This is a genomic window from Nocardioides guangzhouensis (genome assembly GCF_004519545.1).
GTDB lineage: Bacteria > Actinomycetota > Actinomycetes > Propionibacteriales > Nocardioidaceae > Nocardioides > Nocardioides guangzhouensis.
In genome coordinates this window covers 1-23,801 of sequence record NZ_SDKM01000038.1, presented here as the reverse complement: position 1 = coordinate 23,801, position 23,801 = coordinate 1, and the positions used below count along the sequence as shown (strand labels likewise).

At 72.3% G+C, this 23,801-nt stretch carries 24 protein-coding genes and 1 pseudogene; 18 read left to right on the top strand and 7 right to left on the bottom strand.

Annotated elements, in window-relative coordinates; all coding sequences use genetic code 11:
- Positions 1–90 precede the first annotated feature (90 nt).
- A complete protein-coding gene (glgC, locus tag EKO23_RS20210) occupies positions 91–1,341 on the top strand; it encodes a glucose-1-phosphate adenylyltransferase (protein WP_134720076.1) in 1,251 nt (416 codons plus the stop codon).
- Here the strand turns inward: glgC and EKO23_RS20205 are convergent.
- Both EKO23_RS20205 and EKO23_RS20200 read right to left on the bottom strand, forming a co-directional pair.
- Positions 1,338–2,027: a response regulator gene (locus EKO23_RS20205; protein ID WP_134720074.1), complete on the bottom strand. Its 690-nt coding sequence runs from the start codon at positions 2,025–2,027 to the stop codon at positions 1,338–1,340. The two genes, glgC and EKO23_RS20205, sit on opposite strands and share 4 nt — an antisense overlap.
- Positions 2,024–3,613, bottom strand: coding sequence for a sensor histidine kinase (locus tag EKO23_RS20200; protein ID WP_134720072.1), 1,590 nt, complete (start codon positions 3,611–3,613; stop codon positions 2,024–2,026). The genes EKO23_RS20205 and EKO23_RS20200 overlap by 4 nt, the downstream gene beginning before the upstream one ends.
- Positions 3,614–3,776: 163 nt before the next feature.
- On the opposite strand from EKO23_RS20200, the gene EKO23_RS20195 reads away from it, so the two are divergent.
- Together EKO23_RS20195 and EKO23_RS20190 are read left to right on the top strand one after the other, a co-directional pair.
- Positions 3,777–5,204, top strand: a complete 1,428-nt coding sequence (locus tag EKO23_RS20195; protein WP_134720070.1) for a cation:dicarboxylate symporter family transporter — start codon at positions 3,777–3,779, stop codon at positions 5,202–5,204.
- A gap of 101 nt (positions 5,205–5,305) precedes the next feature.
- Entirely contained in the window at positions 5,306–6,118 is an 813-nt protein-coding gene (locus EKO23_RS20190; protein ID WP_134720068.1) for a hypothetical protein, read from the top strand.
- 9 nt (positions 6,119–6,127) lie between these two features.
- On the opposite strand, the gene EKO23_RS20185 is transcribed toward EKO23_RS20190, so the two are convergent.
- The 3 genes from EKO23_RS20185 to EKO23_RS20175 all read right to left on the bottom strand — a co-directional run bounded on the left by EKO23_RS20185 (position 6,128) and on the right by EKO23_RS20175 (position 9,862).
- Entirely contained in the window at positions 6,128–7,303 is a 1,176-nt protein-coding gene (locus EKO23_RS20185) for a hypothetical protein (protein WP_134720066.1), read from the bottom strand.
- Between the two features lie 101 nt (positions 7,304–7,404).
- Positions 7,405–8,220: an alpha/beta fold hydrolase gene (locus tag EKO23_RS20180; protein WP_217702721.1), complete on the bottom strand. Its 816-nt coding sequence runs from the start codon at positions 8,218–8,220 to the stop codon at positions 7,405–7,407.
- 10 nt (positions 8,221–8,230) lie between these two features.
- Positions 8,231–9,862 carry an acyl-CoA dehydrogenase family protein gene (locus tag EKO23_RS20175; RefSeq protein ID WP_134720064.1) on the bottom strand — a complete coding sequence of 544 codons (1,632 nt, stop codon included), beginning with the start codon at positions 9,860–9,862 and terminating at the stop codon, positions 8,231–8,233.
- 17 nt (positions 9,863–9,879) lie between these two features.
- On the opposite strand from EKO23_RS20175, the gene EKO23_RS20170 reads away from it, so the two are divergent.
- From EKO23_RS20170 to EKO23_RS20125, 10 genes and pseudogenes are all read left to right on the top strand, one after another.
- On the top strand, positions 9,880–10,905 hold the full coding sequence (locus tag EKO23_RS20170) for a YihY/virulence factor BrkB family protein (RefSeq protein WP_246051209.1): 1,026 nt from the start codon (positions 9,880–9,882) through the stop codon (positions 10,903–10,905).
- Positions 10,906–10,910: 5 nt separating this feature from the next.
- The gene (locus EKO23_RS20165; RefSeq protein ID WP_134720062.1) at positions 10,911–11,255 is read left to right on the top strand and encodes a hypothetical protein; all 345 of its coding nucleotides are present in this window, start codon (positions 10,911–10,913) and stop codon (positions 11,253–11,255) included.
- Positions 11,256–11,257: 2 nt separating this feature from the next.
- Positions 11,258–12,346, top strand: a complete 1,089-nt coding sequence (locus EKO23_RS20160) for a potassium channel family protein (RefSeq protein ID WP_246051208.1) — start codon at positions 11,258–11,260, stop codon at positions 12,344–12,346.
- Between the two features lie 105 nt (positions 12,347–12,451).
- A pseudogene (locus tag EKO23_RS20155) lies at positions 12,452–12,946 on the top strand (ROK family protein); the annotation flags it as partial.
- 90 nt (positions 12,947–13,036) lie between these two features.
- A complete protein-coding gene (locus tag EKO23_RS20150; protein ID WP_134720058.1) occupies positions 13,037–14,197 on the top strand; it encodes a 4Fe-4S dicluster domain-containing protein in 1,161 nt (386 codons plus the stop codon).
- Positions 14,181–14,648 (top strand): cyclic nucleotide-binding domain-containing protein, encoded by a 468-nt coding sequence (locus EKO23_RS20145; protein ID WP_134720056.1) that lies wholly within the window; start codon positions 14,181–14,183, stop codon positions 14,646–14,648. The genes EKO23_RS20150 and EKO23_RS20145 overlap by 17 nt, the downstream gene beginning before the upstream one ends.
- Positions 14,638–15,501 (top strand): FAD/NAD(P)-binding protein, encoded by an 864-nt coding sequence (locus EKO23_RS20140; RefSeq protein WP_134720054.1) that lies wholly within the window; start codon positions 14,638–14,640, stop codon positions 15,499–15,501. The genes EKO23_RS20145 and EKO23_RS20140 overlap by 11 nt, the downstream gene beginning before the upstream one ends.
- Complete coding sequence (locus EKO23_RS20135; RefSeq protein ID WP_134720052.1) at positions 15,501–16,307, top strand: NADH-quinone oxidoreductase subunit B family protein; 807 nt, start codon at positions 15,501–15,503, stop codon at positions 16,305–16,307. The genes EKO23_RS20140 and EKO23_RS20135 overlap by 1 nt, the downstream gene beginning before the upstream one ends.
- Entirely contained in the window at positions 16,304–17,614 is a 1,311-nt protein-coding gene (locus EKO23_RS20130) for a Ni/Fe hydrogenase subunit alpha (protein WP_134720050.1), read from the top strand. The genes EKO23_RS20135 and EKO23_RS20130 overlap by 4 nt, the downstream gene beginning before the upstream one ends.
- Positions 17,614–18,078 (top strand): hydrogenase maturation protease, encoded by a 465-nt coding sequence (locus EKO23_RS20125; protein ID WP_134720048.1) that lies wholly within the window; start codon positions 17,614–17,616, stop codon positions 18,076–18,078. Before EKO23_RS20130 ends, EKO23_RS20125 begins: the two co-directional genes overlap by 1 nt.
- On the opposite strand, the gene EKO23_RS20120 is transcribed toward EKO23_RS20125, so the two are convergent.
- Both EKO23_RS20120 and EKO23_RS20115 read right to left on the bottom strand, forming a co-directional pair.
- On the bottom strand, positions 18,062–18,304 hold the full coding sequence (locus EKO23_RS20120) for a putative antibiotic biosynthesis monooxygenase (RefSeq protein ID WP_134720046.1): 243 nt from the start codon (positions 18,302–18,304) through the stop codon (positions 18,062–18,064). The genes EKO23_RS20125 and EKO23_RS20120 overlap by 17 nt on opposite strands.
- Before the next feature lie 44 nt (positions 18,305–18,348).
- On the bottom strand, positions 18,349–19,302 hold the full coding sequence (locus tag EKO23_RS20115; protein WP_246051206.1) for an NAD(P)/FAD-dependent oxidoreductase: 954 nt from the start codon (positions 19,300–19,302) through the stop codon (positions 18,349–18,351).
- 427 nt (positions 19,303–19,729) lie between these two features.
- On the opposite strand from EKO23_RS20115, the gene EKO23_RS20110 reads away from it, so the two are divergent.
- The 5 genes from EKO23_RS20110 to EKO23_RS26750 form a co-directional block, all read left to right on the top strand.
- The gene (locus EKO23_RS20110; RefSeq protein ID WP_134720045.1) at positions 19,730–20,317 is read left to right on the top strand and encodes a DUF1269 domain-containing protein; all 588 of its coding nucleotides are present in this window, start codon (positions 19,730–19,732) and stop codon (positions 20,315–20,317) included.
- 203 nt (positions 20,318–20,520) lie between these two features.
- Entirely contained in the window at positions 20,521–20,838 is a 318-nt protein-coding gene (locus tag EKO23_RS20105) for an ArsR/SmtB family transcription factor (protein ID WP_134720043.1), read from the top strand.
- Positions 20,835–21,359, top strand: a complete 525-nt coding sequence (locus tag EKO23_RS20100; RefSeq protein WP_134720041.1) for an SRPBCC domain-containing protein — start codon at positions 20,835–20,837, stop codon at positions 21,357–21,359. Before EKO23_RS20105 ends, EKO23_RS20100 begins: the two co-directional genes overlap by 4 nt.
- Positions 21,360–22,478: 1,119 nt before the next feature.
- Positions 22,479–23,453, top strand: coding sequence for a hypothetical protein (locus EKO23_RS20090; RefSeq protein ID WP_134720037.1), 975 nt, complete (start codon positions 22,479–22,481; stop codon positions 23,451–23,453).
- 206 nt (positions 23,454–23,659) lie between these two features.
- Positions 23,660–23,801: cation-transporting P-type ATPase (locus tag EKO23_RS26750; protein WP_217702723.1), on the top strand; the 142-nt coding region annotated here is incomplete at its 3' end.

Below are 23,801 nucleotides of genomic sequence, written 5' to 3'. Positions count from 1 at the left end.
CCTACTCGGCTCACGGCGATCCGGCCTCCCCGCAGACACGGTCCCGGACGGACCCTGTGCGCGCACCGGGAAGATCGCTATCTTCGGGACATGTCCGGACCGGGAGAGCGCAAGAACGTCCTCGCGATCGTGCTGGCGGGAGGTGAGGGCAAGCGGCTGATGCCGCTGACCGCCGACCGGGCGAAGCCCGCGGTCCCCTTCGGCGGGATCTACCGCCTGATCGACTTCGCCCTGTCGAACGTCGTGAACTCGGGCTACCTCCGGGTGGTCGTGCTGACGCAGTACAAGTCGCACAGCCTCGACCGGCACGTCACCACCACGTGGCGCATGTCGACGCTGCTGGGCAACTACGTCACCCCGGTGCCGGCCCAGCAGCGGGTGGGCAAGCGGTGGTACCTCGGCAGCGCGGACGCGATCTACCAGTCCCTCAACCTGCTGACCGACGAGAAGCCCGACATCGTGGTGGTGGTCGGCGCCGACCACGTCTACCGGATGGACTTCGCGCAGATGGTCGACCAGCACGTCGCGTCGGGTGCCGGCTGCACGGTGGCCGCGATCCGGCAGCCGATCTCGCTGGCCGACCAGTTCGGCGTCATCGACGTCGCCCCCGGCTCGCCGGACCGGATCCGGGCCTTCCTGGAGAAGCCGCAGGACCCGGTCGGGCTGCCGGACGCGCCGCACGAGGTGCTCGCCTCGATGGGCAACTACGTCTTCGACGCCAAGGCGCTGCGCGACGCGGTGACCCGGGACGCGGAGCGCGAGCGGTCCAACCACGACATGGGCGGCGACATCGTGCCGTGGTTCGTGGACCGCAGCGAGTCGGGCGTCTACGACTACCGCGACAACGACGTGCCCGGCTCGACCGACCGCGACCGCGACTACTGGCGGGACGTCGGGACGATGCGGTCCTACTACGACGCGCACATGGACCTGGTCTCGCCTCTGCCGGAGTTCAACCTCTACAACCACGCGTGGCCGATCTACACCGACCACGGCCCGCACCCGCCGGCCAAGCTGGTCGAGGGCGCCGGCGGCGGGCACCCGACGACGTACAACTCGATCCTGTCGCCGGGGGTGGTCGTGACCGGGGGCGTCGTGAGCAAGTCGGTGCTCTCGCCGGCGGTGCGGGTGGACGCGGGTGCGGAGGTGTCCGACTCGGTGCTGCTGCCGGGCGTGCATGTCGGTGCGGGCGCGGTGGTGCGCAACGCGATCATCGACAAGAACGTCGTGGTGCCGGCCGGGGTGACCATCGGGGTCGACCCGGAGGCGGACGAGGCGGCCGGCTTCGTGGTCGAGGACGGGCTGACCGTGCTCGCCAAGGAGCAGCATGTCCCTGGCTAGCCGGCGGGGGAGTGGCGCCAGCGGTACTCCACCTCGGGGCGGCCGCTGCCGCCGTACCGCGGTGCCCGCTGGACCAGGCCCTCCTCCGCGAGGTGCTCGAGGTAGCGCCGGGCGGTGACCCGGGACGCACCGATCGCCTCGCCGACCTCGGTGGCCGAGAGCCCGCGGTCGGCCTCGCGCAGGGCGCCGGTGACCTGGCGCAGCGACTCGGCGCTCATGCCCTTCGGCAGCTCGCCGCCCCCGGTGCGCAGGGCCCCGAAGAGCCGGTCCACCTCGTCCTGCACCACGTCGTCGGCGGTGGCGGCGAGCCGGTCGCGGTACGCGGCGTACTGCTCGAGCTTGGTGCGGAACGTCGGGAACGTGAACGGCTTGAGCAGGTAGAGCACCACGCCCTGGGCGACCGCGTGCCGCACCACGTCGGCGTCGCGGGCGGAGGTCACCGCGATCACGTCGCAGAGGTGGCCGGCCGCACGGAGCTTCTGGAGCAGGCCGAGCCCGTGCCCGTCGGGCAGGTGCATGTCGAGCAGGATCAGGTCGACGTGGCGGTCCTGGTTGAGGTGGCGGACCGCGTCCGCGGCCGACCGTGCGACCCCGGCGACCTCGAAGCCCGCGACCCGCTCGACGTACGCCGCGTGGGCCTCCGCCGCGGTCGCCTCGTCCTCGACGACGAGCACCCGGACGGTCACGACGCCCCGTCCGACCCGAGGGTGACGGTGAACTCGGCGCCGCCGAGGGGTGAGGTCCCGATCGCCACGCTGCCGCCGCGCCGCCGGGCGACCTGCGCGACCAGCGCCAGCCCGAGACCGCGTCCCGGGGTGTCGTCGGAGGCTGCCTTGGTCGACCACCCCCGCTCCAGCACCCGCTCCCGGTCCGCGTCGTCGAGGCCCGGCCCGCTGTCGCCGACGGTGATCGTGAACCGGCCGTCGCCGACGTCGATGCGGACGTCGACCCGGCGGTCCGGGCGCCCGGTCACCGCGTCCAGGGCGTTGTCGATCAGGTTGCCGGCCACCGTGACCAGGTCCCGCGCCTCGACGTCGGGCGTCGGTCCGGTGATCGCGCCGTCGACCGTGAGCTCGATGCCACGCTCGGCGGCCTCCGCGGTCTTGCCCAGCAGCAGCGCCGCGAGCACCGGGTCGTCGACCGCGCCGACCACCCGGTCGGTGAGCAGCTGCGCGACCTGGAGCTCCTCGGTGGCGAAGTCGACCGCCTCCTCGGGGCGGCCCATCTCGATCAGGGAGACCACCGTGTGCAGCCGGTTCGCGGCTTCGTGGTTCTGCGAGCGCAGCGACTCGGTCAGCCCGCGGACCACGTCGAGCTCGCCGGTCACCGCCTGGAGGTCGGTGTGGTCGCGCAGCGTGACCACGGCGCCGACGTCGCGGCCGGCCCAGGACGCGGGGGAGGCGCTGACCACCAGCACGTGCTCGTCGGTGACGTAGACGTCGTCGGACTCCGCGGTGTCGCCGACCGCGGCGGCGACCAGGCCCGGCGGGAGGCCGAGGTCGTGGATGGAGCGGCCGACCACGTCGTCGGGCAGGCGCAGCAGCCGGCGGGCCTCGTCGTTCACCAGCTGCACCCGGTCCTCGTCGTCGAGGAGGAACAGTCCCTCGCGCACCGCGTGCAGGACCGCGGAGTAGTACTCGTACATCCGGGTGATCTCCGCCTCGCCCATGCCGTGCGTCTGGCGGCGCAGCCGCCGGCTGATCAGCCAGGCGCCCGCCAGGCCCACCGCCAGCACCGCGGCCGCGCTGATCGCGATCGGCACCAGCGCGGCGGCCAGCTCCTCGTCGACCCGGTCGAGCGTGATCCCGACCGAGACCAGCGCAACCACCCGGTTCCCGTCGAGCACCGGGACCACCGCGCGCATCGAGGGGCCCAGCGTGCCGGCGTACTCCTGGGTGAACGGGGTGCCCTGCGGCGCGCTGCCGAGGTCGCCGATGAACGGCCTGCCGACCTGGGCCGGGTCCGGGTGCGTGTAGCGGGTCCGGTCCAGCGCCATCACCACCACGAAGTCGACGTCGGTGTCGGCGCGGACCTGCTCGGCGTACGGCTGGAGGGTGCGGGTCGGGTCGCCTGACTCCAGCCCCTCGCGCACGGCGGGGGAATCGGCCACCGCCAGCGCCACGGCGAGCGCCTGGTCGCGGGCGTTGTCGCGCGCGTCGCTCCGCGCGTCGTACGCCGCCAGGCCGAGGCCGACGAGCACCAGGACCAGCACGACCAGCACCTGCAGCACCAGCACCTGCCGGGCGACGGAGCGCTCACGACGCCTGACCATGGGCGCATTGTGCCGCACCGGTCCACGCACGGCTCCGGACCGGCGGGCCGGGCCAGCTGGCCGTGAACTCAACGAACAGAACAGTGACCCCGATCACATGTCTGGTGACGATGTGGGCACGACCCCGGGCGAGGGAGCCCACGCCCACCTGGCAGGAGGACCCATGAGCACCACGACCACCGGACGGCCCGCGGTACCCGAACCCGCGAGGCCCCGCCGCAAGGACCGCACCCACTACCTCTACATCGCGGTCATCGTCGCCGTCGGCCTCGGCATCGCCGTCGGACTGGTCGCGCCCGACTTCGCGATCCAGCTCAAGCCGCTCGGCGACGCGTTCGTCGCGCTGATCAAGATGATGATCCAGCCGGTCATCTTCTGCACGATCGTGCTCGGCGTCGGATCGGTGCGCAGCGCCGCCCGCGTCGGCAAGGTCGGCGGGCTCGCCCTCGGCTACTTCATCATCATGTCGACGTTCGCGCTGGGCATCGGCCTCGTCGTCGGCAACATCCTGCACCCGGGTGACGGCCTGCGCCTGAACGAGGAGGTCGCCGCCGCCGGCGCCGCCCAGGCCGCCGAGGGTCACGGCAGCACCACCGAGTTCCTGCTCGGGATCATCCCGACCTCGATGTTCTCCTCGCTCACCTCCGGCGAGGTGCTGCAGACCCTGCTGGTCGCGCTGCTGGTCGGCTTCGCCCTGCAGGCGATGGGCCGCAGCGGCGAGCCGATCCTCAAGGGCATCGGCCACCTGCAGCGCCTGGTGTTCCGGGTGCTCGCGATGATCATGTGGGCTGCCCCGGTCGGTGCCTTCGGCGCCATGGCCGCGGTCGTCGGCGCCACCGGCGTCGATGCGCTGAAGAGCCTGGCCGTGCTGATGTTCGGCTTCTACGTGACCTGCGCGCTGTTCGTGTTCGTGGTGCTCGGCGGGCTGCTGAGGTTCGTCACCGGCGTGAACATCTTCGCGCTGCTGAAGTACCTCGCACGGGAGTACCTCCTGATCGTCTCCACCTCGTCCTCGGAGTCCGCGCTGCCGCGCCTCATCGCCAAGATGGAGCACGCCGGCGTCGACAAGACCACCGCGGGCGTCGTGGTGCCGACCGGCTACTCCTTCAACCTCGACGGCACCGCGATCTACCTGACGATGGCGTCGCTGTTCATCGCCGAGGCGCTGGGCGACCCGCTGACGATCGCCGAGCAGATCTCGCTGCTGCTGTTCATGATGATCGCCTCCAAGGGCGCGGCCGGCGTGACCGGCGCCGGCATGGCCACCCTGGCCGGTGGCCTCAGCTCGCACCGCCCGGAGCTGGTGGACGGCGTCGGTCTCATCGTCGGCATCGACCGGTTCATGTCCGAGGCCCGGGCGTTGACCAACTTCTCCGGCAACGCGGTCGCGACCGTGCTGGTGGCGCACTGGACCGGTGGCCTCGACCGGCCGCAGCTCGACACCGTGCTCGCGGGCGACGCCCCGTTCGACGAGACAACGATGATCGACGACCACGGCGACGGCCCGGTCGACGAGCTCGCGGCCGGTGAGCTGCCCGCGAGCGAGCAGTCCTCGAGCGAGCACCGGGTGCCCGAGCCCACCCGACGCTGACCCTGTTAGGTTCGACGGTCCCGGCGGCACTCTGCCCGCCGGGACCGTCGTACGTCGTCGTACGCCTCGTCCGCACCCCCAGACTCCCGGCAAGGATCTCCATGCGTTCGCTCTCCCCGCTCCGTCGACCGGGACTCGGCGCGGTCCTCCTCGCCGGCGTCCTCGCGCTCACCGCCGCGTGTGGGGGAGACGACGAGGGCGGCAAGCCCGAGGCCGACGCCGGCACCGGCGCCACCCCCAGCCCGTCGGAGTCGGCGACGCCCTCCGAGTCGCCCAGCGAGGAGCCGGCCGGCCCGTTCTCCGACTCGTTCTCGGCGAAGGACAGCGGCTGGAAGGACGTCGACACCGAGGGCTACTACGCCCGGTACGACGACGCGGACGGCGGCACGTTCCGGGTCGGCACCCGCACCAACGCGTCGTACGCCGCGCCCGCACCGCTGGTGGTCGGCGACATCGCGCCCGACCACGCCATCCGCGTGGACGTCGACACCACCGAGACCGAGGACATGTCCGACATCGGCGCCTACGGCGTCACCTGCTGGAACCGTCCGACCGAGGACGGAGCGGCGGAGGCCGCGTTCCTGCTCTACGTCGACCACCAGTCGGCGTACATCGGGCTCTGGGGCGAGTTCTCCGGCGACTACGTGGACATCGCGAAGCAGGACCTGGGCGGCGCGCTGCAGGCGGGGCAGTCGAACCACCTGTCCGCGACCTGCCGCGAGGGCACCGGCGACGACGGGAACCCCGCGGCCGAGCTCGCGCTGGAGGTCAACGGCGACGAGGTGGTCTCCGCGACCTACGCACAGAACGGGAAGAACGCGGCCTGGGACGTCGGGGACGGCGTCGGGCTGGTGACCGCGGGCGCGGGCGCCGACGTGCTGTTCGACAACGTGCGCGTCGCAGCCGCGAAGTAGCGGACCGGCTCAGTCGGTCGCGTCGACCAGGTCCAGGCTGAACCGGGCGATCGCCGCCCGCTCGCGGGCCAGCGCGTGCAGCTCCGGCGTGGGTGGCTGGTCGAGGTGCTCGAACGGCAGCGTCGAGAGCCCGGTGAAGATCAGCAGGTGCAGCGCGTGGGCGCGGCGCACGACGTCGAGCGGCACGTCGCACCCCTCGGCCCGGAGGCCCTCGACGTACTCCGCGAGGCAGAGGTCCTCGAGCTCCGCCAGGTCGGCCGAGCTGCGCCGACCGACCTGGACGTCGCCGACCAGGAGCTGGCCGAGGTCGAAGCCGATCGGGTTGGGACCCCAGAAGCCGTAGTCGATGAGCACGAACCCGTCGTCGGCGCCGGCCAGCAGGTTGTTGGGGCAGGCGTCGCCGTGGGCCGTGGCGTACGGGAGAGCGGAGAGCTCGGCGACGTACGCCGGCGCCAGGTCGGCGGCGGCGCGTACCCGGTCGCGGAGCTCGTCGTCGAACGCGTGCGCGACCAGCGGGTGCTGCCAGATCCCCTCGTCCCGGAGCATCGGCATCACCTGCATCGCCAACCGTCCGTCGAGGTAGACGCGGAGGTGGAAGGAGGACTCGCCCACGTTGCGGTGCACCGCCACCTCGGGGCTGGCGGCGAGCCGGCCCAGCAGTCGCGCGGCCCGGGCGTAGCGGTCGTGGTCCCACGTCACCTCGACCACGGGCACCTCCTCGAGCCAGATCGCGCTGGAGGACTCGTCGAGGTCGTCGACGGCGAGCGCCCGCGGCATGGCCAGTCCCTCGGGCAGCCGGTCGCGAAGGTCGGAGCGGTAGACGAGCGGCTCGGTGCGCCAGGGCACCCCGGCGGCGGCCATCTCGCGGTGCTCGGGCGGGACGAACTGGAACAGCGGCGACCGCGACCAGTTCTGGACGACCTTCACGAACACCCGGAACGGCGCCGGGGCGCCGCCGTTCGCCGAACCGTTCACAGCCAGGTGCCCGCTGACCCACCAGCGCCCGCCGGTCGTGATCGCCGGCAGGTCGTAGGGAAACTCCTCGGCCACCGAGTCGAGCAGGCGTACGCCGTCCGGCGGGAGACCGAGGGAGCTCGCCGCGATCTCGGCCAGCCGCTCGTTGGTGACGTCCGCGGCCCCCAGCGCGCTGCGGTCGTGGCGGTCGGCGGTGGTGGGGTCGGACATGGCGGCTCCCGAGCGAGGAGGGCTGGTCCCAAGAAGGTACGGCAACCTTACTATCTCGGTCAACGGAGCCATCGGCGTGGCGGCCTTCGCGCCGGGTCGGGTCAGGAGCCGGGGGAGAGCCACCGGGTCAGCGCCGCTGCCAGCGCCTCGGGCCGGTCGAGCTGGATCAGGTGACCGGCGCCGTCGACCAGCTCGAGGCGGGCGCCGGGGACGAGCCCGGCCAGCCGGTGCGCCCGGTCGACGGGGATCCAGGCGTCCTCGCGGCCCCAGACCACCAGCACCGGCAGCCCGATCGTGGGGTAGAGCGGCTCGACCTCGTCGGTGTGCGCCTCGTCGGCCTGGGCGACCTGGCGGTAGAACGCCGGCTGACCGCTCGCGCCGAGCCACGGCGCGACCAGCTCGTCCATGGCCTCGGGTCGCACGCCACGGTGGCTCGCGCCGGCGATGTAGGCGCGCAGCGCGCCCTCGTGGACGGCTCCGGGAAGGGCGGCGAGGACGTCGGCGTTCTCGCGGACCAGTCGGAAGAAGTCCGAGCCCCACGGCGACAGCGCCACCACGTCGACCAGCGCCAGCGAACGGTACGCCGCGCCGTGCAGCAGGTGGGCGCGCAGGGCGACCGCGCCGCCGACGTCGTGGGCGACCACGTGCGGGTCCGGCAGGTCCCAGTGCCGGAGCAGGTCCGCGAACAGCTCGCCCTGGACGTCGAGGGAGACCCGGTGCTCCGGGTCCTTGGACGACAGGCCGTAGCCCGGCATGTCCCAGAGGTACGTTGTGACGGACGGCGCGAGCGCCTCCGCGCACGGCCGCCAGAGCGCGGAGGACCACGGGGTGCCGTGGCAGAACACCACCGGCGGTCCCGTGCCCGTGCGCCCCCAGCGGACGGTCCGGCCGCGCCAGGTCAGCTCCTCCGTCAGCACGGGGGAGCCCTCAGACCTGCGGGGTGGTGCGCTCCACGATGGACCGGAAGTCGGCGCCGGGCAGCGCCCCGAACGTCCCGCCGTACGTCGTGCCGAGGCGCGAGGCGCAGTACGCGTCGGCCACCTCGGGCGGTGCGTACCGCACCAGCAGCGACCCCTGCAGGCAGGCCGCCATCTGCCCCGCCAGCCGGCGTGCGCCCACCTCGAGGGCAGAGGCGTCACCGAGCAGGGACAGCGTGGTGTCGACCGCGGCATCCAGCCGCGGGTCGGCACCGCGGGCCTTCCCGACCTCGGTGATCCAGGCCTGCAGCACCTCGGGCTCCCGGCCCAGGGCGCGCAGCACGTCGAGGGCGTTGACGTTGCCCGAGCCCTCCCAGATCGAGTTCAGCGGGGACTCGCGGAACAGCAGCGGGAGCCCGGACTCCTCGACGTACCCGTTGCCGCCGAGGCACTCCAGCGCCTCGGCGACCATCGCCGGGGTGCGCTTGCAGACCCAGAACTTCGCCAGCGGCAGGGCGATCCGCCGCAGCGCCGCCTCGTGCGGGTCGTCCGCCCGGTCGACCGCGGCGGCCAGGCGCAGCGCGAGCGCGGTGGCCGCCTCGGACTCCACGGCGAGGTCCGCGACGACGTTCTGCATCAGCGGCTTGTCGGCGAGCAGCGAGCCGAACGCCGAGCGGTGCGCGACGTGCCACGACGCCTCGGCGAGCGACCGCCGCATCAGCGAGGCCGACCCGAGCACGCAGTCGAGGCGGGTGGCCGCGACCATCTCGAGGATCGTGCGCACGCCGCGGCCCTCGTCGCCGAGCCGCTGCGCCCAGGTGCCGTCCAGCTCCAGCTCGGAAGAGGCGTTGGAGCGGTTGCCGAGCTTGTCCTTGAGCCGCACCACGTCGAGCCGGTTGCGGTCGCCGTTCGGGAGCACCCGCGGGACCACGAAGCAGGTCACGCCACCAGGTGCCTGGGCGAGGACCAGGAACAGGTCGTTCATCGGCGCCGAGGTGAACCACTTGTGGCCGTGCAGGGTGTACTCCCCGTCGACGCCGGCAGGCCGCGCCTGCGTGACGTTGGCCCGGACGTCGGAGCCGCCCTGCTTCTCGGTCATGCCCATGCCGGCCAGGGCGCCGCGCTTGGTGGACGGGGTGCGCAGCCCGGGGTCGTACGTCGTCGACGCCAGCAGCGGCGTCCACTCCTTGGCGAGCGCGTCGTCGGCCCGCAGGGCCGGCACCGCGGCGTACGTCATCGAGATCGGGCAGCCGTGACCCGGCTCGGTCTGCGACCACGCGAAGAACCCGGCCGCCCGGCGCACGTGGGCGTGCGGGGAGTCCGACTCCCACGGCGCGGCCTGCAGCCCGTGCCCGACCGCGCGCTCCATCAGCCAGTGCCACGACGGGTGGAACTCCACCTCGTCGATCCGGTTCCCGTAGCGGTCGTACGGCGTGAGCTCGGGGTGGTGCCGGTTGGCCAGCACGCCGTGCTCCCGGGCCTCAGCGCTGCCCGCCTCCACCCCCAGGGCCGTGAGGTCCCCCACGACGTCGGCGGAGGCGTGCCGGGTGACCGCCTCCACCAGCGCAGCGTCACCGGTGACCACGTTGTGTCCCACGAGGAGCGGAGCCTGGTTCGTCGATGCACGGATGTCGGAGTCCATGTCGTTACGGTAGAGCCATGGCCGGCGACAGCAAGGAGGACGGGCTGACCCGCAGGTCGGGCCGGATCCTCTGGCGCCTGGTCGTCACCACCGTCTCGACCTGCATGCGCTACCGCGTCACCGGCCTGGCCGCCGAGGCGGCGTTCTTCGCGGTGCTCTCGATCCCGCCGCTCGTCTTCGCGCTGGCCGGCGCCGTCGGTTACGTCGGGGACCAGGTCAGCCGGAGCCAGATCGAGGAGCTGCGGCAGGCCGTCGTCGACGTGTCCAGCCGCGCCATGACCGAGAGCGCGGTCAACAAGATCATCCTGCCCACGTTCGACGACGTGGTCGGCGGCGGCCGCTTCGACGTGATCTCGATCGGCTTCATCCTCGCCCTGTGGTCCGGGTCGCGGGCCCTGAACGTGTTCGTCGACACCATCACGATCATGCACGGGCTCGGCGGGCACCGCGGGATCGTGCGCACCCGGGCGTTGTCGTTCGCCCTCTACGTCATGGGCCTGCTCACCGGCGCGGTCACGATCCCGCTGGTGATCGCCGGGCCGTCGCTGGTCCGGCGGACCATCCCGGACCGGGTGGCGTTCCTCAACGACCTCTACTGGCCGACCGTCATCGTGCTGTGCATCTGCTTCCTCGCCACGCTCTACCACGTGTCGATCCCGGTGCGGACCGCGTGGCGCTACAACCTCCCCGGCGCCACGTTCAGCCTGGTCGCCTGGGTGCTGGGCTCCTACGTGCTGCGCTGGGTGCTCACGGCCACCGCGTCCGACTCCAAGTCGGTCTACGGCCCGCTGGCGGCGCCGATCGCGGTGCTGCTGTGGCTCTACCTGGTCTCGATCGCGGTCCTGATCGGAGCCGCGGTCAACGCCGCGTGCGACACGGTCTTCCCGCAGAACTCCACCCAGCGGGCCCGTACGGAGCTCGTCAAGAGGCTCGCAGAAGTGCTCCCGCTGCCCCAGAAGCTGTCCGACCGGCTGACCGGCGAGCAGCCCGCGGCACGCCCCGCCGAGCCGCCGCGGAAGCCCGGATCCTCCGTGCCAGACTGAGCGCCGTGGGAAACCTGAACCTGCCGACGCCGATCGTCCTCGCCGGCGCCGTGCTGTGCCTGCTGGCCGGCTACCTGATCGGCGTGGTGGCCGGCCCGGACACCCCGGAGCGGACCACGGGCACCGTCGAGAGCTTCAACTCCCGCACCAACGAGCTGTGCCTCACCGGTGACGCGGTCGCCGACCACGAGGGCGCCGACGGCGACGAGCTGTGCGGCACCTGGCAGCGCGCGGGCAGCACCCGCCTGCCGCGCGAGGGCGACCAGTTCCGGTTCGTCTCGACCATCTCCGAGCAGCAGTCGACGCCCGACGACGACCGGGTGCTCATCTTCGGCGAGGTCAAGAACTAGCCGTGGCCCTCGAGAGTCCCAACCGCCAGCTGGGCCGGGTCGCCCTCCCGGCCGCCTCGCGCTCGCCCTGGTGGGAGCTGTCCCGCCGTCTGGTCCTCGCGATGGCGATCCTGGTCGGCACCGTGCTGCTGGTGTACTTCGACCGCGGCGGGTACGTCGACAACAACGACCCGACCAAGCAGGTCAGCTTCACCGACTCGATCTACTACACGACGGTGACGCTGAGCACGACCGGGTACGGCGACATCGCGCCGTACAAGGACGGGGCGCGGATGGTGAACGCGTTCATCATCACCCCGGCCAGGATCCTCTTCCTGGTGCTGCTGATCGGTACCACCCTGGAGGTGCTCGCCTCGCAGGGTCGTGAGATGTTCCGGGTCGCCCGGTGGAGGAGGAAGATGAACCAGCACGTCGTGGTGATCGGCTACGGCACCAAGGGGCGGGCCGCGGCGGACACCTTGGTGCAGAACGGCTTCGACCCCGAGTCCGTGGTGGTCGTCGACCCGAACCCGATCGCCCTCGAGGACGCGCACGCCGACGGCCTCGCGATCGTCACCGGCGACGCCACCCGTCGCGAGGTGCTGCGCCGGGCCGGGGTCTCCAGGGCCAGCCAGATCATCATCACGACCGACCGCGACGACTCCACGGTGCTGGCCACGCTCACCGTCCGCCAGCTCAACCCCACGGCGTACATCGTCGCCGCGGTGCGCGAGCAGGACAACGTGCCCCTGGTCCGGCAGAGCGGCGCCGACTCGGTGATCACCTCCAGCGACGCGGTCGGCCGGCTGCTCGGCCTCTCGTCGCTGTCCCCGACGCTGGGGGAGGTGATGGAGGACCTCATGACGTACGGCGACGGGCTCGAGGTCGCCGAGCGCGACCTGCTGGTCTCCGAGGTGGGCCGCCAGCCGCAGCAGCTGCCCGACCAGGTGATCGCGGTGGTCCGCGACGAGAAGGTCTACCGCTACTTCGACCCGGTGGTCACCCAGCTGGCTCGGGGGGACCGGCTGATCGTGGTGCGCCCGGCCAAGGAGCTCCCGTGGGCGCCGCGCCCTGGCACCCACGACGAGGACACCACCGTCGACGAGGAGTGAGTCGACGCAGGGTGAGTCGACGCAGAGTGAGTCGACCAGGCGTGGTCCGCCGGGCCGGCGTCCGCTGAGCGGGCTGCTGGTCCGGACCAGTCCGGCACCGGCCTCGCTGCCGGGCTGGTGCTCGACGGGCGGCTGCGGCGCGGGGTGCACGGCGCCGCCGGCGAGATCGGCCACGTGCCGGTCGAGCCGGCCGGCGAGGTCTGCCAGTGCGGCCAGCGCGGCTGCCTGGAGACGCTGGCGTCCGGGTCGGCGCTCGACGCGGCCTGGCCGCGAGGCGGTGCCCGGACCGCCGAGTCGCTGTTCGCGGCCGCCGCCGGCGGGGCCCCCGACGCGGTGGCGGTCCGGGACCGGTTCGCCGGCGCGGTGGCCTCCGCCGTGCGCCTGCTGGTGCTGACCGTCGACGTCGAGGTGGTGGTGCTGGGCGGGGGAGTGGCCGCGGTCGGCGAGCCGCTGCGGCTCGCGGTCGCCGACGCGCTGCGCAAGCAGGCCGCGGACTCCTCGTTCCTGGCCTCGCTCCGCCTCGCCGACCGGCTGCGCGTGGTCGCCCAGGACCGCCCGGTCGCCGCCGTGGGAGCCGCGCTGCTCGGCCGCCCGTCCTGACCGGCATCGGTCTGGACGGGTCGTTCGACCCTGTCCACCGGGGCGGTGGCTGCACCAGACTGCGAGGCACCGAGCCCCCAGGAGCCCGTCATGGCCGACAGCAGACCGGTGACCCTCGACCTCGAGGGACTGCAGCGGCTCATCGACGTGCTCGGTGAGCAGGGCTTCACGGTGCTGGGTCCCACGGTGCGCAGCGGGGCCGTCGTGCCCGGGCGGGTCGGCTCGGTGGCCGACCTCCCGCGCGGGTGGGGTGACCGGCAGGAGCCGGGCAGCTACCGGCTGCGGCGCCGCGACGACGACGCGCTGTTCGGGTACGCCGCGGACGCGATCGGGTGGAAGGCGGTGCTGTTCCCCGCCCGCGAGCTGATGTGGTCGGGCAGCGTCGGCCCGGACGGCTTCGACGTACGGCCCGGCCCCGGCCCGTCGACGTACGGCGAGCCGCCGTACGCCGTCCTCGGGATCCGTTCCTGCGACCTGCACGCGGTCGCGGTCCACGACCGGGTCCTCGCCGAGCGGACGTACGCCGACCCGCACTACGCCGAGCGCCGCCGGGACGCGTTCCTGGTGACCGTCGTCTGCGGCGACCCGAGCGGGACCTGCTTCTGCGTCTCCATGGGGACCGGGCCGCGGGCGGACGCGGGCTACGACCTGGCGCTCACCGAGCTGCTCGACGGGCAGCACCGGTTCCTCGCCCGGGCCGGCTCGGCGCGTGGCGAGGCGGTGCTGGCCGCGGTCGACACCCGGCCCGCCGAGGACCGCGACGAGGAGGAGTCCGAGCAGGTGGTCGCGCACGCCGTCGCGCACATGGGGCGGGCCATGGACACCACCGGCCTCCGCGACCTGCTCTACGACAACGCCGAGCACCCGCGCTGGGACGACGTCGCCTCCCGCTGCCTGTCCTGCGGCAACTGCACGATGGTCTGCCCGACCTGCTTCTGCACCTCCGTCGAGGAGCACACCTCGCTGTCCGGCCACGACACCGAGCACTGGCGCATCTGGGACTCCTGCTTCACCACCGACTTCTCCTACCTGCACGGCGGCAGCGTCCGGACCAGCCCCCGGTCGCGCTACCGGCAGTGGATGACCCACAAGCTCGCCGCCTGGATCGACCAGTTCGGCACGTCCGGGTGCGTGGGGTGCGGCCGCTGCCTCACCTCGTGCCCGGTCGGCATCGACATCACCGAGGAGGTGGCCGCGATCCGCGCCGCCCCCGGGCCACGGAAGGAGGACGCGCATGCGACCGGTCGGTGAGCTGCTGGTCGGCCACCCGTTCTTCGCGGGCCTCGACGAGGAGATCATCCGCGAGCTCGAGGGCTGCGCACGCAACGTGCACGTCCACGCGGGCGAGCACCTGTTCCGGGAGGGTGAGGATGCCGACTCCTTCTTCGTCGTCCGCAAGGGTCGGGTCGCGCTCGACGTCCACATGCCCGACCGCGGGCACATGGTGATCGCCACCGTGGAGGCCGGCGACGTCGTCGGCTGGTCCTGGTTCGTGCCGCCGTACCGCTGGTTCTTCGACGCTCGCGCGGTCGGCGAGGTCTCGGCGGTGAGCGTCGACGCGACCTGCCTGCGCGACAAGTGCGAGGCGGACCCGGCGCTCGGCTACGCGCTCATGCAGCGGGTCGCGCAGGTGATGTACCAGCGGCTCCAGGCCACCCGGGTGCGGCTGCTGGACGTGTACGGCGCGGACCATGCCGGCTGAGTCCGGCACCACCCTGCTCCCGCCGGCACCGGCCGGCGACCCGATGGTGCCCCGGCCGGTCCGGGTCGAGTCGGTCCGACGCGAGACCCGCGACACCGTCACCATGGACCTGCGCGCGCTCGACGGGGAGGGCCTGGTGTTCGCGCCCGGCCAGTTCACGATGCTGCAGGCGTTCGGGGTCGGCGAGGTGCCGATCTCGATCAGCGGCGACCCGGCCCGCCCCGACCTGCTCACGCACACCGTCCGCGACGTCGGGGGCGTGACCGGCAGCCTGTGCCGGGTCGAGCCCGGCGACCTGCTCGGCGTCCGTGGCGCGTTCGGCCGCGGGTGGGGCGTCGAGGACGGGCGCGGCGGCGACGTGGTCGTGGTGGCCGGCGGCATCGGGCTGGCCCCGCTTCGGCCGGTGGTCCTGGCGGTGCTGGCCGAACGCGCGGCGTACGGCCGGGTCAGCGTGCTGTACGGCGCCCGCTCGCCCGCGGAGATGCTGTTCACGGACGAGCTCGACACGTGGACGGCCGCGGGGCTCGACGTGCACGTCATCGTCGACGTCGCCGACCGCAGCTGGACCGGCCGGGTGGGCGTCGTGACCGAGCTGCTCCCCGACGCCGCCTTCGACCCGGACCGGACCCTCGGCCTGGTCTGCGGGCCGGAGCTGATGATGCGCTACGCCGCCGCCGCGCTCACCGACCGCGGTGTCGAACCCGGCCGCGTCCGGGTCTCGGTGGAGCGCAACATGCGCTGCGGGATAGGCCTGTGTGGCCACTGCCAGCTGCGCGGCCACCTGGTCTGCGTCGACGGACCGGTCTTCGAGCTCGACCGGATCGGGCCGCTGCTGACGGTGCGGGAGCTGTGATGAGCGACCGGCCCACGCCCCGCCCGCGCCTCGCGGTCTGGAAGTTCGCCAGCTGCGACGGCTGCCAGCTGACCCTGCTCAACTGCGAGGACGAGCTGCTCGAGCTGGCCGGCGCGGTCGAGATCGCCTACTTCCCCGAGGCCACCCGGGCCGTCGTCGAGGGCCCGTACGACGTGTCCCTCGTCGAGGGCTCGGTGACCACGCCGTCCGACCGCGAGCGGATCCAGGAGGTCCGCGCCGCATCGCGCCGGCTGGTGACGATCGGCGCCTGCGCGACTGCCGGCGGCATCCAGGCGCTGCGGAACTTCGCCGACGTCGAGGAGTTCACCTCGATCGTCTACGCGCACCCGGAGTACATCTCGACCCTCGACACGGCCACGCCCATCTCGGCCCACGTGCCGGTCGACTACGAGCTCCGCGGCTGCCCGATCGACCGGGCCCAGCTGCTGGAGGTGATCGCCGCGTTCGTGCAGCGCCGCAAGCCGCGGGTCGCCGACGAGAGCGTGTGCATGGAGTGCAAGCGGCGCGGCACCGTCTGCGTGACCGTCGCCCACGGCACCCCGTGCCTCGGTCCGGTCACGCACGCCGGCTGCGGCGCGCTCTGCCCGGCGTACGACCGCGGCTGCTACGGCTGCTTCGGCCCGGCCGGCACCGCCAACACCGCCTCGCTCGCGCACCGGCTGGTCGACCTCGGGATGCCGCGCCGCGACGTGGGCCGCGTGTTCCGCACGTTCAACGCCGCGTCGCCGGCGTTCGCCGAGGAGAGCGCCCGGCACCTGGGCAGCGAGCAGGAGGTGGCGCGATGACGCACAAGATCCCCGGCGGCGGCCGCGAGCTCGACGTCGAGACCCTGGCCCGGGTCGAGGGGGAGGGCGCGATGCGGGTGGTGGTCGAGGCCGGCCGGGTCGCCGACGTCCAGCTCCGGATCTACGAGCCGCCCCGCTTCTTCGAGGCGATGCTCCGCGGCCGCGCGCACACCGAGCCGCCCGACATCACCTCGCGGATCTGCGGGATCTGCCCGGTCGCGTACGAGATGAGCTCGTGCCTGGCGATCGAGGACGCCTGCGGGGTCACGGTGCCGGAGGAGGTCCGGCTGCTGCGGCGGCTGCTGTACTGCGGCGAGTGGATCGAGAGCCACGCGCTGCACGTCTACCTCCTGCACCTGCCGGACTTCCTCGGCTACCCCGGGGCGGTCGAGATGAGCGCCGACCACCGCGACGAGGTCGAGCGCGGCCTGGCACTCAAGAAGGCCGGCAACGCGCTGATGTCCCTGGTCGGCGGCCGGGCCGTGCACCCTGTCAACGTCAGGGTGGGCGGCTTCTACCGTCTGCCCACCCGCGCCGAGATGGCCGCCGTACGCCCGCAGCTGGCGCGGGCCCTCGACGACGCCGTCGCCACGGTGGTGCTGACCGCCGGGCTGGACTTCGCCGACTTCGAGCAGGACTACGAGTACGTCGCGCTCCGCTCGGACCACGACGAGTACCCGCTGGAGAGCGGTGCCTTCGTCACCAGCAGCGGTGCCGGCTTCCCCGCCCGCGACTTCGGTGACTGGGTGACCGAGCAGCACGTCGCGCACTCCAATGCGCTGCACGCGCGGCTGCGCGACGTCGGCCCGTACGTCGTGGGGCCCTTGGCCCGCTACACCCTCAACCACGACCGCCTCCCACCGGTGGCGCGCCGGGCCGCGGACGAGGCCGGCCTCGGGCCGACCTGCCGCAACCCGTTCCGGTCGATCGTGGTGCGCGCGGTCGAGCTGGTGGTCGCCTGCGAGGAGGCGCTGCGGATCATCGACGGCTGGCAGGACGGGGGAGCGCCGTCGGTGCCCGTGCCTCCGCGGGCCGCCACCGGGCACGGTGCCACCGAAGCACCGCGCGGGGTGCTCTACCACCGGTACTCCCTGGCCGGCGACGGCACCATCCTCGACGCCGAGATCGTGCCGCCGACCTCGCAGAACCAGGCCAGCATCGAGCTCGACCTGCGGGCCTACGTCCAGGACCGGCTCGAGCTCGACGACGAGGAGCTGACCCGTCAGTGCGAGCAGGCGATCCGCAACTACGACCCCTGCATCTCGTGCGCCACCCACTTCCTCGACCTCGAGGTCGAGCGCCGCTGATGCTGCTGGTGGGGATCGGCAACCCCGACCGCGGCGACGACGGCGTGGGGCCCGTCGTGGCGGATCGGGTCGCTGCGCTCGACCTGCCGGGCGTCGAGGCCGTGACGGAGGCCGCGCCGCTGGCGGTGGTCGAGCGGCTCCAGCGGACCGATGGCTGCGCGGCGCTGGTCGTCGTGGACGCCACGCGCCCCGGCCCGGAGCCGGGCCGGGTCCGGGTGCTCACCGTCGGGACCGAGCCCCTCGCCGGGCTCGGCCCTGCGCCGGCGTCGTCCCACGGGCTCGGCCTGTCCGAGGCGCTCGAGCTGGCCCGGGCCCTCGGCGTCCTCCCGCCGCGGGTCACCGTCGTCGGCATCGAGGCCGGTTCGGTGGCGGTGGGCGCCGGGCTCTCCGACGCCGTACGGGCCTCGGTGGACGACGCGGTGGCCGCGGTGCTCGCGGAGGCGGCGGTCAGACCGCCCGGGTGAGGAGCCGGGCCCGGAGCCGGTGCAGCCGGGGCATGAGGCCGTAGATCACGATCGGGACCGCGACCGTGGCCAGCACGAAGGTCCGCACGACGGCGGGCAGGTCGCGCAGGACGTCGCCGAGCAGCAGGTTGAGCACGGTGAGCGTCGGGAACACCGCGACCCAGATCATCAACGCGAGCTGGTGCTTGCTCGGGGGCGGCAGCGGGGCAGGGCGGTGGGTGGGCATGGCTGAACTCCTGGGGTCGGGTGGTGCGGGTTCGGAGGGGCTGTTCAGAGGGGGAGGCCGGCCCGGAGCCGGTCGACGGCGAGCGCCGCGTCCTGCTCGACGAGGTCGGTGTTGATCGCGATCGCCGCGGCCGAGCCCTCGCCGGCCGCGGTGACGACCTGGGCGCGGGGGTTGACCGCGTTGCCGGCGACCCAGACGCCGGGCGTGCTGGTCCGGCCGACACCGTCGGCGACCACCCAGCCGTTGTCGTGGGCGGCACAGCCGAGACTGGTGAGCAGGTCGGCGTTCGGGACCATCCGGGGTCGCACGAACACGGCCGCCCGCGGCACGAGCCGACCGGACCCGAGCTCGACGCCGGTGAGCCGGTCGTCCTGGACGACCAGCCGCGCCACCGGGCCGTCGACCACGCCGACGGCGCTGGCGAGCAGCAGCTCGCGCTCCTCGGTGGTCGGTTCGTCGGTGTGGGGGAAGTAGACGACGTCGGGGGACCACTGGCGCACCAGCAGGGCGTGCTGGACCGCCTCCGGCGTTCCGCCGAGGACGCCGAGCGGCTGGTCGCGGACCTCGTACCCGTGGCAGTACGGGCAGTGCAGCAGGTCGCGCCCCCACCGCTCGACCACGCCGGGTACGTCGGGGAGCTCGTCGCGCAGCCCGGTGGTGACCAGCAGCCGGCGCGCCCGGAGCCGCCGCCCGTCGCCGAGGACCGCCTCGAAGGAGGTCCCGTCCTCGGCGGGCGTGGCGGCGGTGACCGTGCCGTCGACCAGCTCCCCGCCGTACGACGCGACCTCGTCGCGGCCCCGGGCGAGCAGCGTCGACGGCGGGGCACCGTCCCACCCGAGGAACCCGTGCATGTGGGCGGCCGGGGCGTTGCGGGGGGCTCCCGCGTCGACCACGACCACCCGGCGCCGGGCGCGGGTGAGGACCAGGGCTGCGGACAGGCCGGCGGCTCCGCCGCCGACCACTGCCACGTCGTACTCGTTCATGTCGACCTCGTTCATGTCGACCAGACTCCGCCGTCGCCGCGCCCGCGGCAACGTTTGTTGCCGTTTCCGGGAACCGCGGTCCAGTGTGCGGATGACCACGCGTACGACGGACCCGCTCCCGCCGGCATCTCGAAGAGCACCCTGGCCCGGCTCGAGAACGGTCACCGGCGAGGAGCCCGCCGAGGTGCTCAGCATCCTCGGCCGCCAGGGTGAGCGCCTGCACGGTCCGCGCCTGACCGCTGGCGTCGGTTGCCACGCAGCATCTGGGTGATCGCTTCTGCCACTTCGCCCGAAGCGGGTGACCCGGCACACCGCGCGGGCTGCCACCGTCCGGGGTGAACGCCTCGGCACGACGAACGTGCCCCGGCGAAGGAGCCGAGGTCGGGAAGATGCACTTGCTGACCTGGCTGACCAGACACAGGGACCAAGGCAAGGAACGAACATGTCAGAGAACTCGACCGCAGGCACCCCGTCCGATGACGACGTGGTCGCTGGGGTGAGCGACGGGGCGTACGCCCTCGTGGTTGCCGACTTCGCGGACACGGAGGCGGCGTGGGGTGCCTACGAAGACCTGAAGTCAGTAGAGGACGGCCGGACCGTCGCCATCGAGGGGGTCATCGTCGTCAAGCGCGGCGACGACGGGAAGCTGGAGATCCAGAAGGCCACCGACCACAGCACCCGTTCCGGACTCCGGTGGGGGCTCGTCGGGGGCATCGCCCTCGGCGTCATCTTCCCTCCCTCCATCCTGGGCAGTGCCGCCGTGCTGGGCGGGGCTGGGGCCGCCACCGGCAAGGTTCGCGAGCGGCGCCACCGCAAGGAGCTGGCCGAGGAGCTGGCAGACGCGATCGCGCCCGGCCACTCGGGCATCGTCGCCCTCGTCTCCGACCCCCGTGCCGTGAAGCTCCGCGAGGCGCTCGCGCGGGCGGACGCCATCGTGGAGAAGGCGATCGACGACGTCGCGGCCGAGGACATCAAGGCCGCAGCGAAGGAAGAGGCCGACAAGGAGGAGGCCGCCAAGGCAGACGACTGAGCGAGTAGGCATCGGCTGGCCGAGCTGGTGCCCTTCCGGGGACACGAAGGCCCCTCGACTCTGCTGAGCGAGGGGCCTGACTGCGTCTCTGACCTGCGCAGACGTGCGGGTGGGCGATCCCAGAATTGAACCAGCACACAACATCTTCACGGGAAATTGAATGTAACCTTGCGGGTACGTACCCATATGGTTACATTAGCGCCATGGACGCTGTGCTGCACGCGCTGGCAGATGAGAGCCGGCGCACGGTTCTCGAGATCCTCCGCGACCACCCGGCGAGTGCAGGAGAGCTGGCCGAGGGACTCCCGATCGCTCGCCCGGGCGTGTCCCGGCATCTCCGCGTGTTGCGGGAAGCCGGACTGGTCGACGTACGCCAGGACGCGCAGCGCCGGATCTACACACTCCGCCCGGAGGCGCTCGTCGAGGTCGACGAGTGGCTGGGGGAGTACCGCCGGCTCTGGGAGAACCGGCTCGACGCCCTCCATACCGAGATCGCACGAGGAAAGAAGGCACGACGATGACCACGATCGCGACGATGCGAACGCTCGACGAGACCCGCGGAGCAGTCCGGGTCGCGGACCTCTACGACACCGAGATCGGCGACCTCTGGCAGGCGTGCACGACGCCCGAGCGGCTGGCCCGCTGGATCGCCCGGGTCGACGGCGACATGCGGGTCGGCGGCACGATCCAGACCGTCTTCACGAGCAGCTGGACCGGGCCGGCGCGCATCGAGGTGTGCGATGCGCCCCACCACCTGCTGTTGACGACGGAGCCGGGTACGGACGACGAAGGCCAGATCGAGGCGTGGCTGACAGAGGAGGGCTCCAAGACCCGGCTGGTGGTCGAGGAGCGCGGCCTGCCGATGGCGCATCTCCCGTTCCACGCCTCTGGTTGGCGGGTCCACCTCGAGGATCTCGGTCGGTCGCTGGAGGTCGACGGCCCGGTCCATCCGGAGGGCTGGAGCTCCGACGCCGGGGCGCCCGGCTGGAAGGAACGCTGGCAAGAGCTCACGCCCGCCTACCAGCAGATGGAGATCGGTTGAGGTCCGACCTGATCATGCTCAGCCTGACGACGGTCAGCGCGCCCGACGCGACTGATCCCCACGGTGACGCCCGGCACCTGGTACGACCCGAAAAGACCTCACCGCATCTCGTGGCCCGGCCGCGACCCGGGCACGTGGAGTGCACGAGAGGCCGCCTCCCTTTGGGAAGACGACGTCTCACCTGCGGAAGCTCTCTGGTGGGCGATGCTGGGTTTGAACCCAGTGACCCCTTCTGTGTCAAGGACGGCGGCTGTGGTGAGAATGCCTGATTCCCGCTCAAGAGAAGGAGATTCGTCCCCTGCTGTCCGGGCCAATGTTGGGCCGTGGTGCCCCGTTGGTGCCCCCGTACTGGTGGCGCCTCGCGCCCGGAACGGCCGGAGGCCGCACGCCCGGCGCGGAGGGCGCCGCGCCGGCGGAGCCGGCGCCTCGACGGAGCAAAGAAGTTCACACCAGAGCGGGGGCTCGACTGCGCTCCGTCGGGTGATGTGCGACAGGGGTCCGTCAGCTGATGTGCGACACGGCCATGGTCGGCACCTTGTGTCGGGGCGTCTCCGTGGGGCGTTTCGGACTCAGGGAGGCCGGGATTGGCACTGGTTGTGTTGTCGGCGGTCGAGCAACGTCTGGACGCGGTCCGTGCGGTGTTGGCGGGCGCGGATGTGGTCGAGGTCGCGGCCCGGGTCGGGTGCATCGGTCGACGCCGCATCGGTCGACGCCGCATCGGTCAGACGCCGCATCGGTCAGACGCCGCATCGGTCGACGCCGCATCGGTGGCTCACTCCTCGCACCGTCGTCGCCGAACGAGTCGCCGAGGCTCGCCGGGACGACCCGACCGCAGTGGCTGCGCCACGGGACAGCTTCCTCCGGTCCCTCGAGACAGCCGACACTGCCAGGACCACCGGCGACACAAGGAATGGGTACTGATCTAGTCATTTCGGGTGAAGCGGACCATCCGGCTCCGGGAGTAGCGTGCGCCAGGAACGGACGCCGCCGCCGGCAAGCAGGTGCCGCGGGTGAGCGCCAAGGCATGACCCGTGCGGGGCGGGTGACTGCCCCCTCGGGCCCCATCAGATCCCGGGATCTTCTGATGGTCTCGGGCAGGCCAACCCCCATGGATCCCTCATGAAAACTGCATTCCGTTCGCCAGGAACCATTGTCCTCTCGATCTTGCTGCTCCTTCTCATCGCCACCGGCGTCGCGCAGGCCGCAGCCACCATAGGCAGTGCGCAAATCAAGGACGGCTCGATCAAGTCCGTCGATGTCAAGAACAACAACCTCACGGCGGCCGATCTCAAGGAGGCTTCGGTCGGGTCTTCCGAGGTCACCAACAACTCGCTCAAGGCGGGTGATCTCGCGCCGAACTCCGTGGGTTCCAGTGAGATCACCGACGGCAGCATCACCACCAACGACCTGAGCGCAGCCGCCAGGTCCGACCTCACCAGCATCCCCGGACCCAACTGGGGCATCATCGACCGCAATGTCATCGGCAACGGTGACGCCTACCTGCGTTCCGGCCCGTCCAACGGCCCGGAAGCACCGCCCGGCGGTGTTGGCAGCCTCGGTCTGCGCACCGGCTCGGACCAGGACGCCACGGCGTTCGGGAACCAGGTCAATTTCCTGAACGACCAGGTGCTCGACCTCCGCGCGGTCAGCTACTCGGTCTTCACGACACCGGAGAACAATGCTCAGGGGCCGAACAACATGCCGTCGATCGCGATCGAGATCAATCCGCGCCTCGACTCGCTGTCGGGCGACACCTACGCCACGATGGTGTACACGCCGGCCAATCCGACGGTCGACCAGACACCGGGTGCACCCCTGGTGTGGTCGTCCTTCAACGCCGTGAGCGACCCTGAGCGACACTGGGGGCTGACCAGCGTTCCCACGGGCACTCAATGCGCGAACGACGGGCCTCGCTGCACGTTCGTGGAGCTTCTGGACTTCCTCGATGACGGCGCCCTGGATCCGGTCATCTACACGGTCGGTATCAGCTTGGGACGCTACCGGCCATTCTCTGGCGCGGTCGACAATCTACGGATCAACGGAACGACCTATGACTTCGAGGCCAACGGCGTCGTGTCTGTCTCTACACCTTAGGCGGGAGCCGCTCTGTGCCGTCCTTCCCCCCGGGACTGCACAGAGTCGGGCTGGCAAGTGATCGTTTGTCGCCGCCAGCGGTTATCGCGCCGGTAGCGCCTGGGATGGCCCACGAAGAAGTGGTGCTCGCTTCACCCCCTTCGGGGGAACCCCACGGCGGGCCTCCTTGGCAGGTTGTTCGGTAGCGAGAGAGGCAGGAGGCGCCGATGTCGCAGGTTGGCGTGCGTCCGGGGTCGCCAGCAGGCTTGGACGCGTTGGCAGTGGCCGAGGAACTCGGCGTGGACGTCGCGCGCGGTCTGAGCGCGGACGAGGCCGCACGCCGGCTGGCCGAGCACGGGCCGAACCAGC